This window comes from Streptomyces sp. TLI_185 (genome assembly GCF_003814765.1).
Classification (GTDB): domain Bacteria; phylum Actinomycetota; class Actinomycetes; order Streptomycetales; family Streptomycetaceae; genus Streptomyces.
On sequence record NZ_RKRB01000002.1, the window covers coordinates 252,068 to 269,027 of the forward strand.

Annotated in this window: 8 protein-coding genes; 2 read left to right on the forward strand and 6 right to left on the reverse strand. The window is 71.4% G+C overall.

Translation table 11 applies throughout. The features are described 5' to 3' along the window. Nucleotides 1-2: 2 nt before the first annotated feature. From EDD92_RS49525 to EDD92_RS49550, 6 genes are all read right to left on the reverse strand, one after another. Nucleotides 3-1,493, reverse strand: a complete 1,491-nt coding sequence (locus EDD92_RS49525) for a hypothetical protein (protein WP_123971045.1) — start codon at nt 1,491-1,493, stop codon at nt 3-5. Further along, nucleotides 1,490-2,308, reverse strand: a complete 819-nt coding sequence (locus tag EDD92_RS49530) for a thioesterase II family protein (RefSeq protein WP_260327437.1) — start codon at nt 2,306-2,308, stop codon at nt 1,490-1,492. Before EDD92_RS49530 ends, EDD92_RS49525 begins: the two co-directional genes overlap by 4 nt. Then, the gene (locus EDD92_RS49535; RefSeq protein ID WP_123971046.1) at nt 2,305-5,466 is read right to left on the reverse strand and encodes a non-ribosomal peptide synthetase; all 3,162 of its coding nucleotides are present in this window, start codon (nt 5,464-5,466) and stop codon (nt 2,305-2,307) included. The genes EDD92_RS49530 and EDD92_RS49535 overlap by 4 nt, the downstream gene beginning before the upstream one ends. Then, a complete protein-coding gene (locus EDD92_RS49540) occupies nt 5,463-7,244 on the reverse strand; it encodes a non-ribosomal peptide synthetase (protein WP_123971047.1) in 1,782 nt (593 codons plus the stop codon). The genes EDD92_RS49535 and EDD92_RS49540 overlap by 4 nt, the downstream gene beginning before the upstream one ends. 199 nt (nt 7,245-7,443) lie before the next feature. Next, complete coding sequence (locus EDD92_RS49545) at nt 7,444-8,214, reverse strand: hypothetical protein (RefSeq protein ID WP_221268341.1); 771 nt, start codon at nt 8,212-8,214, stop codon at nt 7,444-7,446. Next, nucleotides 8,195-13,696, reverse strand: coding sequence for a condensation domain-containing protein (locus tag EDD92_RS49550; protein ID WP_185124536.1), 5,502 nt, complete (start codon nt 13,694-13,696; stop codon nt 8,195-8,197). Before EDD92_RS49550 ends, EDD92_RS49545 begins: the two co-directional genes overlap by 20 nt. Nucleotides 13,697-14,436: 740 nt before the next feature. Between EDD92_RS49550 and EDD92_RS49555 the strand changes: the two genes are divergently transcribed. After that, entirely contained in the window at nt 14,437-15,672 is a 1,236-nt protein-coding gene (locus EDD92_RS49555) for an ATP-grasp domain-containing protein (protein WP_185124537.1), read from the forward strand. Beyond that, nucleotides 15,669-16,919 (forward strand): MFS transporter, encoded by a 1,251-nt coding sequence (locus EDD92_RS49560; protein ID WP_185124538.1) that lies wholly within the window; start codon nt 15,669-15,671, stop codon nt 16,917-16,919. The genes EDD92_RS49555 and EDD92_RS49560 overlap by 4 nt, the downstream gene beginning before the upstream one ends. Nucleotides 16,920-16,960 lie beyond the last annotated feature (41 nt).

A 16,960-nucleotide genomic window follows, 5' to 3' on the forward strand; every position in this document is an offset into this window, starting at 1 on the left:
GTTCACCTCGCGACTCGGGACTCGGCCAGTTCGGCGCGGCCGATCAGGACACCACCGCAACTGGTGCGGCACACCAGCTCCAGTGCCTCGTACTTCTCCCAGGTCGGCAGCGCCGCGCGGAACAGCGGGGCGACCTGCCGCAGGAACGCGGCGGCCGGGTAGACCTGGTCCTCGGCATGCTCCGGGCTGTTCGGCGGCTTCGTGAGGACGTCCTCGATGGCGAGCTCGCGGACCACCTTGGCGTACTGCGACCAGCGGACGAAGGTCGAAGTGCCCTCCTTCATCAGCAGGTGGAACATGCGCTGCGGCTCGGCATCGGGGTCCACCGGACGGGCCCAGATGTCCTCCAGGTACTCCTCGTCGACCCAGGCGCGGCCCCAGGCGGTGTGCTGCCCCCGGGCCGCCCGGGTGGCGCGCTCATGGAGTTCGGCACGGCCCGGCAGCGGGATCAGGTCCGCCTCGGCGGTGCCGTTGGAGTACATCGGCACGCTGGTGAACGGCCACTGCTCCGAGCTGACGACCAGGACGTAGAGGAGCGTGGCGGTCAGCGCGCAGCCCACGACGGCCATGGTCGTGGCGACCGGCCCGTCGGAGGTGAAGACGTGCGTCGCCGGGCGGTCGCCGGTGACCTGCTCGATCAGCCAGGGCCAGTCGAACAGCAGCAGGTAGCACCACATCTGGATGTAGTAGGCCGGGAACATGACCCAGAGGATGACGATGTGCATGGCGATCCACGCCAGGACCATGGGCATGCGCAGCTGCCCGCTGAAAATGGCGGCCACCGCGCCGAGTTCGACGACCAGCGTGCCCCAGGCGGCCAGCCGGCACAGCCACGGCTTGGAGATCATCAACCGCGACAGCCACAGCCAGCGTGCCGCCGGCTGGGAGATCCGGAGGTAGAAGTTCAGCGCGGTGCCGTCGAACCAGCCCTGCCGGCCGAAGCGCAGCTTCGCGACGCCGGCGGCGAACAGGGTGTAGGCGAGTGCCACCAGCAGCAGGCAGGGGGCGAATCCCGACGTGAACGCGGAGTCGCGGGCCACCAGCAGGGGCCAGGCGGTGTGGTCGGCGAGCAGCCCGTCGAGCGAGAAGTCGTAGGACACCGAGAAGCACATGGCGAACAGGGTGTAGAGGGCTGCGTGGCTGGAGTGGTTGGCGCCCAGCGCACCGGCGTTCACCGCGTGCAGGAACGCGAAGCCCAGGAAGGTGAGGATCCCGGCGACCGGTTGCAGCAGGCCCGCCGTCGCGGCGATCCAGGCGACGATGGTCAGATTCCTGACCACCACGAGCACCGCCGGGCGGACCCATCGGATCCCCAGGACGCGCAGCGCGAGGACGGGAGTGTAGAAGGCCGACTCGGTCTTCGCCATGATCTTCGGCGCGAACAGCGGCGTGGGCTGCTGGTTCATGCAGAGTACGAGCAGCCCCGCGTAGAGGACCGCCCTGAGGACGCCGGAAACCGGGGGCAGCTGATGGAGCCACCAATGGGTGATCATAGTGCTTCTTCCTCACCGTGAGAGATGTGAGTGGTCGATGGACCCGGTCCGGTCAACCGGTCGCGCAGGAGGCTGACCACCTCGCCGAACGTCCCCGGCGCCACGAGGAAGAAGTGGTCTCCGTGGAAGATCCGCAGTTCGTACGATCCAAGCGTGAGCTCGGACCAGGCCTCTGCAGTGCCCGGCCGCACCCGGGGGTCCATATCACCGATCAGCGCGGTCACCGGGACGCGCAAGGGTTGCCGGGGCCGGTGGCTGTACGTCTCCACGGCACGTAAGTCGGCGCGCAGTGGCGGTAGGACCATCTGGCGGATGTCCGGGTGGCTGAGCAGCTCGACGTCGGTTCCCCCCATTGCCGCCAACTCGGCCATCAGGGCGTCGTCGTCGGCGGCGTGCAACCGCCGCGGATCGTCAGGCACGGCTGCGCCACGGCACCCGGAGACGAACAGGCGCGCGACCGGCACACCGCGTTCTTCGAGGAGCCCGGCCAGCTCGTACGCGACAAGAGCGCCCATGCTGTGTCCGAACAGCGCCAGCGGCACATCATCGAGTCCGTCCGCCGTCAGCGCGGCGAGCACCGCGACCGCCAGCTCCCGGATGTCGGTGATCGACGGCTCCCTGTGGCGTTCCTGCCGACCTGGATACTGCGCCACCAGCACATCCACGTCGCCGGACAACGCCTCCGAGAACGGGAAGTAGAAACTGGCGGAGCCGCCGGCGTGCGGCAGCATCAACAGGCGCGAGGTCGGACGCCTCGGTGCCGGGTGGAACCCGCACAGCCATCGCCCGGCGCGGGACCCGGTGTCGGTGGTCATGCCTGACCCGCCATCTCGGCCAGGCAGCGACGCAGTTCCACGTCCACACGGGCGACAGCGTCGGCGCTGACGCCGTCCTCCCGCCACTGCGTGACGACCGTCCAGGAGCCGTCTGCGCCGGGAATCGCCTCGATCACGAGCTCCATCGCGGTGCGCGGCGGCCGGATCCGTATGGGCGTCAGCTCGACACCGGCGCCCAGAGCGTCGGCCGGCGGTGGCAGTTGGAGGACGACGAAGGTCTGGAAGAAGGGGTGGCGCCCTCGGGCGGGTGCCAGTGCGCCCACCACGTCGTCGAACGGCGTGCGCGCGTGGTCGAGGCCGTCCACGACCAGCCGCACCGCACGGGCGAGTACGGTGCTCGCGTCCTCTTCCGGCTTCGCCGCCAGGCGGACGACGAACGGGTTGACGAAGTAGCCGACGGTCGACTCCGGGACGGGGTCGAACCGGCCGGCCGTCACGGTTCCGAGCGCCGGGTCGGCGATCCCGAAGGTCCGTGCCAGGGCGAGCCCGGCCCCGGCCATGAGTCCGGTCAGGACCGGTCCGCCCAGACCCGCGCAGACCGCCGCCAGGGCTGTCACCGTTTCGGCGTCCACGCGGGTGGCGAGCTCCCGGCGGGCCGCCTCGGCGGCACCACCGGTGGGCGCCGGCAGGAACGGCTCGGGAGCTGGCCGCAGTTGGTCGGACCAGTAGGGGAGGTCCCGGTCGGCCCAGTGGGCGAGCTGGTGCGCCTCCCAGGCGGCGTAGCGCCGGTAGCTCAGCCGCCCTTCGTGCGCGGGGACGGGCCGTCCGGCGCAGCGGGCTTCGTAGGCGGCCCGCAGGTTGGCCACGAAGGCGTGCTCCGAGGTTCCGTCGAAGGATATGTGGTGCACCTGAAGGCAGAGCAGGTGCCGTTCGTCACCGATGCGGCAGAGCCTGAACCGCACCGGGATCTCCGAGTCCAGCGCGAACGGCCGGTCCCACCAGTCGGCGACGAGCGCCTCGGCGAGTTCCTGCGGTTCGCGCCCGACGGCGTCGGACGGCGGTTCGACCTCTTCCAGGATTCTGCCAGTCGGCTCGGGCGGCAGGATCCGCTGCACCGGGCCCTCGTCGCCCCAGAGGTAGACCGTCCGCAGTGCCGCGTGCGACCGCAGGCACTCGGCGAGTGCCTCGGCGAGGATGTCCCGCCGGAGCGGACCGGCGAGCAGGTAGGCCAGCACGAGGGTGTTGTCCGCCGCTCCCGGCGAGGCCATCTCGGCGAGCCAGAAGCGCTGTTGGGCGTGGGAGAGCGGGCCGTCGCTCTCCTCGTCGACTGCTTCCGGCAGTTCGTCGGCCCGCGCCGCACCGGCGCAGTAGGCGATGATCGCCTCGACCGAACGGAGCCGGTAGACGTCGGCGGCGGTCAACCGGGCGTCGAGCCGTCGGCCCAGCTGGGCCGCCAGCCGGATGACGTCCAGGGAGTTCGCCCCGGCTTCGAGGAGGTCGTCGGCGGCGGTCAGCCGGGCCGTGCCCAGGAGTGCGCGCACCTCCGCCAGCGGACCGCCGGGGGCCTCGCCCACCGCCCCGACGCCTGCGGCCCGGTCGTCTCCGCCGGGGTCGGCTGCGGCCAGGTGCTCCTGGATCAGCGCGGCCACCGCCCGGCGGTCGGTCTTGCCGTTGGCGTTGCGGGGCATCCGGTCGACGTGGTGGAGGAGCGTGGGGACCATGGCGTCCAGCAGCCGGGTCGCCGCGAAGGCCCTGAGCTCCGGCGGGTCCAGGGGGCGCCGGTCGGCGGTGGTGTACCCGGCCAGCAGGTGCCGACGGCTCCCCGACGGCGAGTCGACCACCACGGCGCAGGCCTTCGTGATCGAGGGGTGCGTCTCGAGGACGGCCTCCACCTCGCCGGGCTCGATGCGGATCCCGCGGACCTTGATCTGGTCGTCGATGCGTCCGCGGTAGCGGAGCAGCCCGTCCGCGTCCCGCTGGGCGAGGTCGCCGGTGCGGTAGTAGCGCTCGCCCTCGAGCTCGAAGAAGCGCCGCCGGGTCTCCTCCGGGTCTCCGGCGTAGCCGAGGGCGACGCCGTCGCCGCCGACCGCGATCTCGCCCTCGTACTCGCCCGTGGCGGCGCCGGGACGGCCGTCCGGGTCCAGCAGCCGGACCACGGTCCTCGGCAGGGGCGTGCCGATGGGGATCTCGGTGCTGCCCTCGGCCACGTCGCCCGGCCGGACGACGTGGTGGGTGGCGAAGATCGTCGACTCCGCCGGACCGTAGCCGTTGACCAGGTGCAGCTCCGGGAAGCCGGCGAGGACCTGCCGTGCGGCGGCCACCGGGACCCGCTCGCCGCCGGTCAGCACCAGGCGCAGCCCCTCGAAGACATCGGGCCGGTCCTCGGCCAGCGCGGCGAACAGCGAACTCGTCAGCCAGACGCTGTTGACGCCACGGCGGACGGCGGCCTTCAGGAGCTCCGCGTCCAGGGCGGCGGCACCGCGGTCCAGCAGCACGCTCCGGCCGCCGTTGAGCAGCGGCGCCCACAGCTCCAGCGAGAACGCGTCCCACGGCAGCGGTGACGCCTGGAGGAACACGGTGTCGGCGCCGACCGCGATCGCGGGACAGTCGACGACCGTCCGGAGGGTGCCGCGGTGCGGCGACAGCGCGCCCTTGGGCCGGCCGGTGGAGCCCGAGGTGTAGAAGACGCTCGCCGTGCGCGTGCCGTCGGTCTCCGCGGGGGGTGCGGCGGCGGGGTCGCCGGCGAACAGCTCGCCCGGCGTGATGGCAGGGACGCCCGTCCCGGCACACACCTCCCCGGCGAGCTCGCCCTCGTCGGTGACGAGGAGACAGGTGTCCGTTCCGCGCACCGCGTCCGCGATCCGGAGCCGGGGCCACTGCGGGTCGACGGCCACATAGGCGGCACCGGCCCGCAGGACGCCAAGCAGCGTGGCCACCAGGTCGATCGAGCGGTCCATCGCCACCGCGACCTGGGCGCCGACGGGCACGCCCCGGCGGCGCAGCTGCGCGGCGACGGCCTCGGCCCGTTCGACGAGCGAGCCGTAGCTGATCGTCTCCTCGGCCTGCTGGACCGCGACGGCGTCGGGACGGAGCCGGGCGTGGTGGGCGACCACGAGTTCTATCCGCTCGCCGTAGGCGTACGGATCGGGTGGGGCCGCGCCCCGGCGGGCGCGGTCGACGTCGGCTGCCGTGCTCACTCGCCCGCCGCCGGCGTCCGTACCAGGTCGAGCTGCTCGGCCAGGCCCTGCACGGTGGTGTGGTCCAGCACGACCGAGAAGGCGAGCCGGGTGCCGAGTTCGCGGTTGATCCGGTGGCTCATCCGGAAGGCGAGCATGGAGTGCCCGCCCAGGGCGAAGAAGTCCTGGTCGCGGCCCACCCGTTCGACGCCGAGCAGGTCCGCCCAGAGGGCGGCCACGTAGTGCTCGGTCTCGCCGAGCGGTTCCGCGAAGTCTTCCGCGGCGTGGGCGTCGTGCCCTGCCAGCGCCTCCCGTAGGGCCGCGCTGTCTCGCTTGCCGTGCTGGGTGTACGGGATCTCGCTCCGGACGATGAAGCTGCTCGGCACCATGTAGTCGGGCAGGTCCCGCTCCACCCGGGCGCGCAGCTCCGCGATGTCCAATTCCTCGCCGAGCACGACGAAGGCGACCAGTCGGCGGTCGTCGCCCTCGCCCTCGGCGAGCACGACGGCGTCCTGCACCTCGGGGTGGTGCCGGAGCGACTGCTCGACCTCGCCGGGCTCCACCCGGTAGCCGTGGATCTTCACCTGGTCGTCGGCGCGGCCGATGAACAGCAGCGCCCCGTCCGCACGCAGCTGTGCCAGGTCGCCGGTCCGGTACATCGGCATCGGGGCGCCGTCGACGGTGACCGTCACGAAGCGCTCGGCGGTGAGGTCCGCGCGGTCGAGGTAGCCGCGGGCCAGGCCCGGGCCGCCGACGAAGATCTCCCCGCGCTCGCCCGCGGGCACCTCCCGCAGGTCCGCGTCGAGCAGCCGGACCGTCACTCCGGCGAGCGCGGTCCCGATCGGCACCGTGCCGGACCGCACATCCGACTCGGTCACCAGGTGCGCGGTACAGGCGGTGGTGGTCTCGGCCGGCCCGTACAGGTTGTAGAGCTGTCCCTGGAAGCGGCCCGTGAACAGGTCGCGGCAGGCGGAGGGCTGGAGGACGTCACCGCCGGCGCAGAGCACCCGCAGCGACGCGAACGCGTCCCGGTCCTCCCGCACGACGTGGTTGACCACCATGGTGGGCACGAGCATCGCCGAGACGCCGTACTCCTCCATCTGCCGCCGGAAGCCCGCGGCGAGCAGTTCCGGTGCCGGCGGCAGGACGACCATCTGTGCACCGGCCGCGAGGGTGGTCCACATCTCGAAGTGGAAAGCGTCGAAGGAGACGTTGGAGATCTGCCCCGTCCGGTCCTCGGGGTGGAGCTGCGGCAGGCCGGGGTTGGTCGCGAACGACACGATGTTCCGGTGCTCCAGCACAATCGCCTTCGGCCGGCCCGAGGAGCCCGAGGTGAACAGGACGCTCGCCGCGTTCTCCGGCAGCGGTGCCGCGCCCGCGCCCTGGCCATCGAACCCGGCCCAGTCACCGATCGGCACGACCTCGGCGGGTACCGCCGTCAGCGAGCCGGCCGACGCCTGGTCGCTGAGGACGACCTTCGCGCCACTGTCCTGCAGCATCCGGTCCCGGCGGGCGTCGGGGTAGCGCTGGTCCACCGCGACGTAGGCCGCTCCGGCCTTGAGGACGCCGAGCACCGCGACGGCGAAGTCGACGGAGCGGGGCAGGTAGACCCCGACCCGGTCCTCGACGCCCACCCCGTGGCTGGCGAGCAGCGCGCCCACGGCGTCCGACCTGCGGTCCAGCTCCTCGTAGGTGAGCGTCGTCGTGCCGTCTCCGACAGCCGACCGTCCCCCGTGGCGCCGCACCGAGTCGGCGAAGAGCTCGACCAGGGTGGCGGCGCGTTGGTTCGTTGTCTTCACAGCTTCCTCCCGCACGCATGCTCAGCGGCGGCGTGCGATCTCATCGTGGAATTCAGGCGATCCGGCGAACCGGCGGTGTGAACGACCCGGCCGTGCCGACCCGGACCGCGTCATCGCCGCGGGCTGCGCGGCCCCGATCGGTGCGCGTCGGCTGGTCGATCGGGGCCGCGGTCAGGGGCGAGGACGGCTGCCCGGTGGGTCAGGACGACGGCGTGTAGACGAACGGCTGCGTCCCGACCACGGTCCGGAATCCACGCTTGGCGAGGATCGGCTCCGAGGTGGGCAGGGCGTCGGTGAAGACGAGGTCGAGTCCCCGGGCGGAGACCTCCGCCAGCCGGGAGCCCACGACCGCGGTGAACATGCCGCGCAGCCGGTGCGTCGTCTTCGTCCGGCCGCCGGCCAGTTCGGCGTAGCCGGCGCCCTCGGGGTAGTGCACCCGCCCGCCGGCCACGGGCTCCGAGCCCACGTAGGCCACGTGGACGCTCATCACGTCCGGCGTCTCCTGCAGGCAGGCCCACAGCCGGCGCCGCTCCGAGTCGGCGTTCTTGCGGCCGATCTCCCGGGCGATCTCGGCGTAGTCGGCGAGGCCCTCCTCGTCGACCACGCGGCGCACGTCGAAGGCGCTGGTGTCGAAGACCGCCATCGTCTCCGCGTCCAGCGGCAGGGCCAGCACCTGCTCCCGGTCGTCGGCGACGAAGCCGGCGGCCTCCAGGCGCGCGGCCAGGTCGGAGGGCGCGTCGTGGGTGTAGAGCTTCCACTCCAGCTCGTAGCCGCCCTTGTCCGCGAGGGCCTTCTCGGCCTCGATCACGGCGTCGGCGTCGTCCGCCGAGAGCCGGGAGAACCGGATCTGGCAGGACGAGCGGTCCTCCGAGAACTCGCGCACCACGCCGCCGTTTTCGGCCCGCTCACCGGTGGCGGCACGCCCGTGGTCCAGGGCGGTCAGGAAGTTCTTACCGGGGAGACCGGTCATGGGGGAATTCCTCCTGGGTCAGGATGTCACTGAGGGGTCGTGCGGTGGTCATGCCGTCGAGCACCGCCTGCAGGCGCCGCAGGATCAGCTGCGCCAAGTCCGGCGAGAAGACCTCCGTGTTGTAGCTCATCGCCAGGACCAGGCCGTCGGCGTAGCGCTGGAAGACGAACTGCAGGTCGGCCTGCTTGGCGCGCCGGTGGATGTCCTTCGGAACGAAGGCGACGGTCGCCCCGACCGGTGCCGCGTCCCAGCCGGACTCCATCTGGTCCAGGTTGACCACGACGTCGAAGAGCGGGCTGCGCTCGGGGCCCCGCTGCCAGCCCAGGTCGCGCATGATCTCGCCGTACGGGTACTCGTCGTGCTCGAACGCCCGCAGGATCGTCTGCTGGGCCCGGGCGAGCAGCGCCGGCACGTCGTCGTCCGCGGCCACCTTGAGGCGCAGCGGGACGGTGCCGATGAAGGTGCCGATCTGGTCCTCGAACTCCTGGCGGTCCCGGCCGAGGGAGTACGTCCCGATCAGGGAGTCGGTGACCCCTGTGGTGGCGAGGAGCAGCGCGACCGCGCACCAGCCGACGGTGAACTCGGTGACCGAGTGCTGCCGGGCGAGCGCCCCGAACCGCTCGGCGAGGTCGGTCGGGAGGGTCAGGTACAGCCGGTCGCCGGCGAGCGCGCTGACCTCGGGCCGCGGCAGGTCGGCCGGCAGCGGTAGCGGCACGGTCAGCCCGCTCAGCTCCCGGCGCCAGAACTCCCGGTGCTCGCTGCGGACCTCGGGGGTCAGCCGGTCGTTGCGCCAGGCCGCGGCGTCCTTGTACTGGATCGGGAGTTCCGGCAGGTCGGCGGCGCGTCCGGCCACCAGTGCCTCGTACAGCTCGTGCCAATCGCGGAAGAGCACCCGCGCGGACGAACCGTCGGCGAACACGTGGTGGATCGACGTGAGCAGCAGGTGGGTGTCGGTGTCGAGGCGGATCAGGTCGGCCCGCACCAGCGGCTCCCGCGCCGTCTCGAACGGCTCGTCCTTGCGGGCGAGCACGAACTCGTGGACCTGCTCCGCGGAGCTGCCGGTCATGTCGTGGAAGCGGTAGTTGAGGGGGAGGGCACCCGGCGCGTGCACGGTCTGCACCGTCCGACCGTCGACGAGGTCGCAGGTCGTCCGCATGCTCTCGTGCCGCTCGACCAGCAGCTCGAAGCCGCGCCGCAGCAGCGACGGGTCGAGCGGGCCGCGCAGTTCCTGCAGGTCGTTGCGGTGGAAGGCACCGGGGTAGGCGCTCCCGCGGTCGATCTCCATCAACAGGTCCTGCGTGCGGGCGCCCTCGTACTCCCCCGGGCCGCCCAGGCTCGGGATCGGTGCGACCACCTGTCGCTGGGCCTCGGCCAGGGCCTCGGCGAGGCCGGCGATCGTGGGGCTGGCGAAGAACGTTTTCAGGTCGAGCGTGACGCCCAGTCGGCTCTGGATCCGTGCCAGCAGCTTGATGGCGCGCAGCGAGTTGCCGCCGACATCGAAGAACCGGTCCTCCTCCGTGACGTCGGAGACGCCCAGCACCTCGCACCAGATCCCCGCGAGGTTCTGGGTGACGGCGTCGGAGGGCCCCTGTGCTCCGGCCGGAGCGAGGGCGGGGGCGGCTGCAGTGGCCGGCTCGGCCGTCGTGCCGTCGGCCGGGCTCGCGGCGAGGCGCATCGGGGCCGAGGGGTCGTCGAGCGCCCGGTCGAGCAGGCGGCTGATGTCCGCCCAGAGCCGGTCGATCATCTCCGCGGTGAACCGGCCGCTGTCGAAGCGGATGGCCGAGCGGACCGTGCCCTCCTCCTCCGCCATCATGATGTTGATCGGGACGTCCCTGGTGTCCAGGTTCACCTCGACCGGCCGGACGGTGAGGCCGGGGCCCGCGAGAGCGCTGTGCGGCGCCTCGCCGTCCTCGCCGAACTGCTGGAACGCCACGATGACGTCGAACAGGCCCGAGGCCTGGAGCAGGCCGCGCTGCTGCAGCTCCTCCACCAGTTCCTCGTACGGGTAGTCGCTGTTGCGCAGGGCGTCGACGAACGTGGTGCGGACCGTCTCCGACAGCTGCTCGAAGCTGCCGTCAGCGTCGACCCTCAGTCGGAGCGGCAGGGACCGGATCAGCATCGCCACCAGCTGCTCCAGCGACTCGCTGTTACGCCCCGCGATCAGGGTGCCGATGACCAGGTCGCCGTCCCGGCTGTACCCGTGGAGCGCGGCGGCGACGGCGCTCAGCATCGAGGTGAACACCGTCACCCCGCCGGCCTGGCAGAACGACTTGAGCCGCTGCCACAGCGGCACGGGGAGCTCGTAGTGCCGGTAGGCGCCGCGGTAGGAGGGGAGGCCCTCCGAGGCGACGGGGGCGGCCGGCAGGTCGAGGGCCGCCACCGGGGTGCCGAACCGGTCGAGCCAGTAGGCGGCGGCATCCGCGTGGCGGCCGCCGGCCTGCTGTGCCAGCTTGCGGTAGTGCTCGCCGTAGCCGATGCCGATCTCCGGCAGGTCCAGGGCCGCGCCGCGGTCGAAGTGGGCGTAGTAGGCGCCCAGGTCCCGGACCAGCAGCCCCAGCGACCACCCGTCGACGACGACGTGGTGGGTGCAGAGCGTCAGCAGGTGGCGGTCGGCGCCGATGGACGCCAACTGGGCCCGCAGCAGGGGGCCCTTCGCCAGGTCGAACGGACGGGAGGCGAAGGCCTTGGCCAGCGCGACGCTGTCCACGGCGCCGTGCGCGTCCCCGTCCAGCGGCGCTTCCAGCAGCTCCAGCGGCACGGTGAATCCGGCCGCCGGGGTGATCCGCTGGGTCAACTCCTCGTCCGCGTAGGAGAAGACGGCCCGCAGCGCGTCGTGCCGTGCGGCCAGTGCGTCCAGGGCGCGCCGCAGCGCCTCGGTGTTGACCGTCCCGGTCAGCTCGAAGCTGCGGATCAGGTTGAAGGCCACCGAGCCGCCCGCGAACTCGGCCGCGAGCCATACGTTCAGCTGCTCCGCGGAGGTCGGCGCGGCGTCGAGGTCCGGCGGCGCGTCCTGCACGGCGGGCGTCGTGGTGGCGAAGGTGGTGATGTCCGCCAACTTCTCCAGGTAGGCGGCGAGTTCGGCCGGCGTCTCGTAGTCGAAGATCGCGTAGGGGTCGAGCTCCACGCCGTACACCGTCTGGAGCCGGTTGAGCACCTGGATGGCGCCGATCGAGTCGCCGCCGAGGTTGAAGAAGGACTCGTCGGGAGCGATGGTCTCGATGCCCAGCACGCCCTGCCAGGCCGCCAGGACCGACCCGAGCACATCGGCGGGCTGAACGGCCTGGGCCGGGTCGGCGGCGACCGTCGCGCCGGTGACCGCTTCGCCGACCTGCGGGGCGGGCGCCACCGTGTTGGCGGGGTCCAGCCAACAGCGGGTGCGGTCGAACTGATAGGAGGGCAGCTCGATCCTGCGGCCGTCGCCGGCGGTCTCCGCCCACCTCCAGCGGGCCCCTGTCAGATACATGTCACACAGAAAGGCCTCGAAGGCATCGGGGCGTTCGGCGAGCGCCACGACGGAGCGTGCGGCGCCACCGCGGCCCGCGACCGCCGAGGAGACCGTCGACATGGGGCCGGCCTCGACGAACAGCACCCGCTGGTCGCCCAGCGCGGCGAGCAGACGGTCGACGCGGGCGTCCAGGTCACCGGCGTCGGTGTCCTCGGCGTTCACCGCCTGCCTTACCGCTTCGGCGAGTTCGACCCGGCCGAGGCTCGCGTCGATCACCAGCTTGCCGACGCCCTCACCGACGACGTGGCGCGACTCGACGCCCATCCGCCCCAGCAGGCCGTACATCGCGTACTGGAAGGCGAACCGGCCCGCCTTCGGGTCTCCGGCGTGCGCACCGGCGGCCTGCTCGGCCTGGACGTACAGCCGGTCGAACTCGGGGTGCGCGCGACGCAGGGAGGCGGTCAGCGAGGCCGACGCCGTGCACCGTCCGGAGACCAGGATGACGGTGACCGCGGCGCTGCTCTCCGGGCCGGTCGTCGCGGGGTCGACGAGCGCGGCGGTGAGCCCGGCCGTATCGGCCGCGGTGACACAGGCCCGGTACGGGAAGTGCTGCCGGCCCGTGACCAGGGTGCGCTGGACGTCCTCGATGCACAGGTCCGGGTGCTCGACGAGCCAGGACCGCAGGGCCTCGACATTGGCGGCGAGCGCCGTGGCGGTCTTCGCTGAAACGGGGATCCAGTTGCCGGTGTTCGAGGAGGGGCCCGGCTCCTCGCGGGCGGGCGCCTCCTCCAGGACGGCGTGCACGTTGGTCCCCATGACGCCGAACGCGCTGACGCCGGCCCGGCGGACGCCGGCGGTCGGCTCCCACGGCGTCAGTTCCCTGGTCACGGTGACCGCCGAGTTCGCGAAGTCGATCAGCGGGCTCATCGTCTGAGCGTGGAGGCTGGGGAAGAGCTGCCGGTTCCGCAGTGCGAGCACGGCCTTGACCAGGCCGGCCAGGCCCGACGCACTCCAGGTGTGCCCGATGTTGCTCTTCACCGAGGAGAGCGCGCAGAACTGCTTGCGGTCCGTCACGCGGCTGAACGCCAGGTCGATGGCCTCGATCTCGATCGGATCGCCGAGCCGCGTGGCGGTCCCGTGCGCCTCGATGTAGGAGATCGTGGTGGGGTCGACGGCGGCCTTCGCCCACGCCTGCTCGATCACCTCGGCCTGCGCCGAGCTGTCCGGCGCGGTGAGGCTGCCGGATCGGCCCGCCACGTTGTTGGCCGCGGTGCCCTTGATGACGGCATGGACGACGTCCCCGTCGCGCAGCGCCCGGTCCAGCGGCTTGAGTAGGACGCTGACGACGGCCTCGCCGGAGCCGGTGCCGTCCGCATCCGCCGAGAACGCCCGGGTCTTGCCGTCCGCGGACCGGATGCCGAGGTCCAGCTCGTCCTCGTCGTCCTTCGGGTCGCCGAAGAGGTTCAGGTTGACGCCGCAGACCAGGGCCAGCTCGGCGTCGCCGAGCAGCAGGTCGTTCACGCCGTGGTGGACGGCGAGCAGGGCCGACGAACAGGACGAGTCGACCATGGCGGCCGGCCCGCGGAGCCCGAAGAACCGTGCGATCCGGCCCGCGGTGGCCGCGGCGTGGGTGCCCATCACCATGGTCGGCTCGACCTGGCGGGCGAGCTGCTGGTAGACCAGCCGGGTGTCGCCGACGTAGACCGAGGTCCGGGTGCCGTCGAGCGAGGTCGGATCGTATCCGGCGTTCTCCAGCGCCTGGTACGCGCTCTGCAGGAGCAGCCGGTGTTCCGGCGCCATGTTCCGCGCCTCGCCCGGGGAGATCCCGAAGACCGCGTCGTCGAACGAGTCGATGTCCTCGATGTAGCCGTTGAGCTGGTACCGCGCGTCGATCGACAGTGACGTACGGCTACGGCGCTCGGCGGACAGCTCCCGGACGCTGTCGCGACCGTCCTGGAGATTTGCCAGGAACTGCGACAGATCGTCGGCCTCCGGCATCCGGACGGCCATCCCGATGACCGCTACATCGCGTGCCATGACCGGGATCTCCCCGGAAATCGCGACGCCCCCGTCCGCAGACATAGTCCACCCCTTCTAGATCGCATTCACAATACGGTCGGCTGGGGATCGTCCCGGACGTCCCTCGGTCAGACAGGGTGAAAACCCTGGTTTCGAAATCGATCCACCCAGTACATCGGCCTGCGCCACTCCCGCACGAGCAAATGGGCTTCGTTCCAATCGGACTGGGGCTCGATGCACACGCTCCCCGTCATGCCCATGTCGCACTGGAAAAACAGTAAACGCACGATCGCGGGTCGTCAGGACCGACGCAGGGATTTTGCGACCGAGGCAAGGCCCGAATATGCGTTTGATGACGTTTTGCGCTGATCGTTTCGTCCTGTTCTGCCACGTAAGCGCCCGCATGGGCAGCTCAATAACTTCAAGATCTTTTTACTATCGAGACGCTCGGCCACCCCTCGAAGGGGGTCGCAAAAGCCCCCTTCGAGGGAGATCGAAGGAATTTGTCCCGGCGTTTTTATCCTTTGACGTGATCACCGGCAGGCTGATAGAAGATTCCCCGAATGGAATGCCTGTCGGGGATGAAGCGGCGATGGCCGGCATCGAAACCGAAGACCTGCCGCAGTACCGGGGGCGCACATTCCCCAGCAAATTCTGTGTTCGCCGTCCCGCCCCGATTGAGCCAGCGAACAAACCGATCGCCCTTGCCCTCGGCGGCGCGGGCAGCCGGTCAACGACCTATGGATAGGCGTGCACAAATGTCCACCACCGTTTCTCCCCGAGTTCTGATGATCGGCTGGAACACCCCGGCGTTCCTGGCGCTTAAGGAGCACCATGCCGATGTGGTGTCCGTGATCGGTCCCCGGCACGTGCGCAGGGCCAAGTCCCACGCCCCCGACGCGACCCACGTGGTCGTGCCGGACGACGGCGATGTGGAGCAGATCCTGGCCGGCCTGGCCAGGGCCGAGATCGCAATCGACGGGTTCGACTTCGTGTGCACGATCGGCGAGTGGCCGATCGTCGCCGCGGCGCTGCTCGCCGAGCACGGAAAGGCGGTCGGCATGAACCTCTCCGCCGCGATCGCCCTGCGTGACAAGTTCGTTCAGAAGCGCCTCGTCCGCGAGGCGGGACTTCCCGTGGCCGGTGCGCAGATGCCGGACCTCCTGTCCGACCTGGACGGCGAGCAGCTGACCTATCCGATCGTCATCAAGCCGCTCACCGGCGCCGGTTCGCAGGACACCCACGTCGTCTCCGACGCCGCCGAGCTGGCCTCCCTCGTCGAGACCTACCAGCAGCCTCCCCGCGGCCCCTGGCTGGTGGAGGAGTTCATGGAGGGGGAGGAACTCCACCTCGACGGGGTCGTGCGGGCCGGAGTCGTCCGGGCGCTCTCGGTCTCGCGCTACTTCCAGAACGTGATCGACATCAAGTCCGGCGGACTGGTCGGATCGGTCCTGCTCGACCCGAACGAGAACCCGGACCTCTACTCGAAGGCCCAGTCCCTGCTGACCGGGGTCCTCGACGCCGTCGGCCACGAGGACGGGATCTTCCACGCCGAGGCCTTCGAGAAGGACGGTGAGCTCACGTTCAGCGAGGTCGGTGGCCGCCTGGGCGGCGGCGTCGTCCAGGACATCGTGCTGCGCCGCTTCGGCGTCGACCTGTCCGACGAGTGGGCCCGCGCGGCGCTGGGCCTGCCCCCGGGAGAGCCGGCCGAGCCCAGCAAGGAGCAGTGCGGCTGGGTCCACCTCCAGGCACCGGCCGGCGTGGCGGAACACGTGCCCGACGAGTCGGAGCTCCTGGCGCAGCCCGGCTGCGTGGAGGCCGCCATCAGCATCGCCCCCGGTTCGCAGATCCCGTCGTTCAGCGCGGCGTCGAACATGAAGGCCGGCGCCGTGATCATCGTCGGCGACAGCGAGGAGCAGGTCCGCGAGCGCACCCTCGCCGCGGCCGCGTGGTTCTCGCAGGCCGTGACCGTACAAGCCCCGGAAACGGTGTGACGCAGACAGCCACGCCGCCCCGGGGCGCGATCCGCCGCGCACTGACGTCCGTGCTGCCGGAGCCCGGCCCGGGGCGCAACCTCTACTGGTCCACGCTGATCAACTCCGCCGGCAACGGCCTGTTCCTGACCACGAGTTCGCTCTACTTCGTGCGCTGCGTCGGCCTGACGCCGGCCGAGGTCGGGCTCTGGCTCACGGTCTCGGGCCTGATCGGCATGCTGGCCGGCGTCCCCGTGGGCCGCATCGCCGACCGCCACGGACCGCGCGAGACCTATGTCGTGTCGCTGGTCGCGGAGGCACTCGCGACCAGCGCCCTGCTGCTCACCCGCTCACTGGTCTCGTTCGTGGCCGTCACCACCATCGCCTTCCTGGCGGCCTCGGCGAGCAGTTCCTCGCGCGGGCCGCTGGTCCGCGCCGCCGGAGGCGAGCGGGCGGCCCAGCTGCGCTCCCGCCTGCGCACCGCGATGAACCTGGGCGTCACCCTGGTCGGCCCGGTGGCGGCGGTCGCCATCAACGTGGACAGCCCGCTCGCCTACCAGTCGATGATCGCCTGCGACGCCCTGTCGTTCGCCGTGTGCGCGCTGATGACGCTCAGGATGCCGCGCGTGCCGGGCACCGAGGCCACCGGCACCGCGAGCAGGCGGTGGCGGGTCTTCACCGACCGCCCGTACCTGACGCTGATCGGGATCAACGCGGTGATCATGCAGCAGTTCCCGGTCCTCACCCTGGTCCTGCCGCTGTGGATCTCGCTGCATACCCAGGTGCCGCGCTGGGTCGTGGGGCTGGTGGTCCCGCTCAACACCGTCCTGGTGGTGCTCCTGCAGGTACGGCTGTCCCTGGGGATGGAGTCTCTGCTCTCGGCAGCCCGGGTCATGGTCAGAGCGGGGCTCGCCTTCCTGGCCTCGCTCGCGCTGATCGGTTTCCTGGGGCACATGTCGGCGGCCCCTGCCACGGTCGCCCTCATCGTCGCCATCGTCGTGTACACCCTCGGGGAGATCTGGTCGACCGCATCGGTCTACGAGCTGAGCTTCGGCCTGGCCCCCGCGGAGGCACAGGGCGAGTACCTCGGGCTGCTCTCCAACGGCACGGCGATAGGACGCCTCACCTCCCAGGCCCTGGTCACCACGCTGTGCCTGACCGTCGGCACGGCGGGCTGGATCGTCCTGGGGCTCCTGCTGCTGGGAGCGGGGCTGGTGGCCGTGCCGACCACCAAGTGGGCCGGGCGAAAGCAGGCCGCCCCCGCGTAAGTGGGCCAGGCGAAACAGGCCGCCCCCGCGTAACTCCGAAA

Bases quoted from the DNA above. Each gene is read 5' to 3' on its own strand.
- EDD92_RS49530 (WP_260327437.1), bottom strand. From the start codon at position 2,308: ATGACCACCGACACCGGGTCCCGCGCCGGGCGATGGCTGTGCGGGTTC.
- EDD92_RS49545 (WP_221268341.1), bottom strand. From the start codon at position 8,214: ATGACCGGTCTCCCCGGTAAGAACTTCCTGACCGCCCTGGACCACGGG.
- EDD92_RS49525 (WP_123971045.1), bottom strand. From the start codon at position 1,493: ATGATCACCCATTGGTGGCTCCATCAGCTGCCCCCGGTTTCCGGCGTC.
- EDD92_RS49550 (WP_185124536.1), bottom strand. From the start codon at position 13,696: ATGGCACGCGATGTAGCGGTCATCGGGATGGCCGTCCGGATGCCGGAG.
- EDD92_RS49555 (WP_185124537.1), top strand. From the start codon at position 14,437: ATGTCCACCACCGTTTCTCCCCGAGTTCTGATGATCGGCTGGAACACC.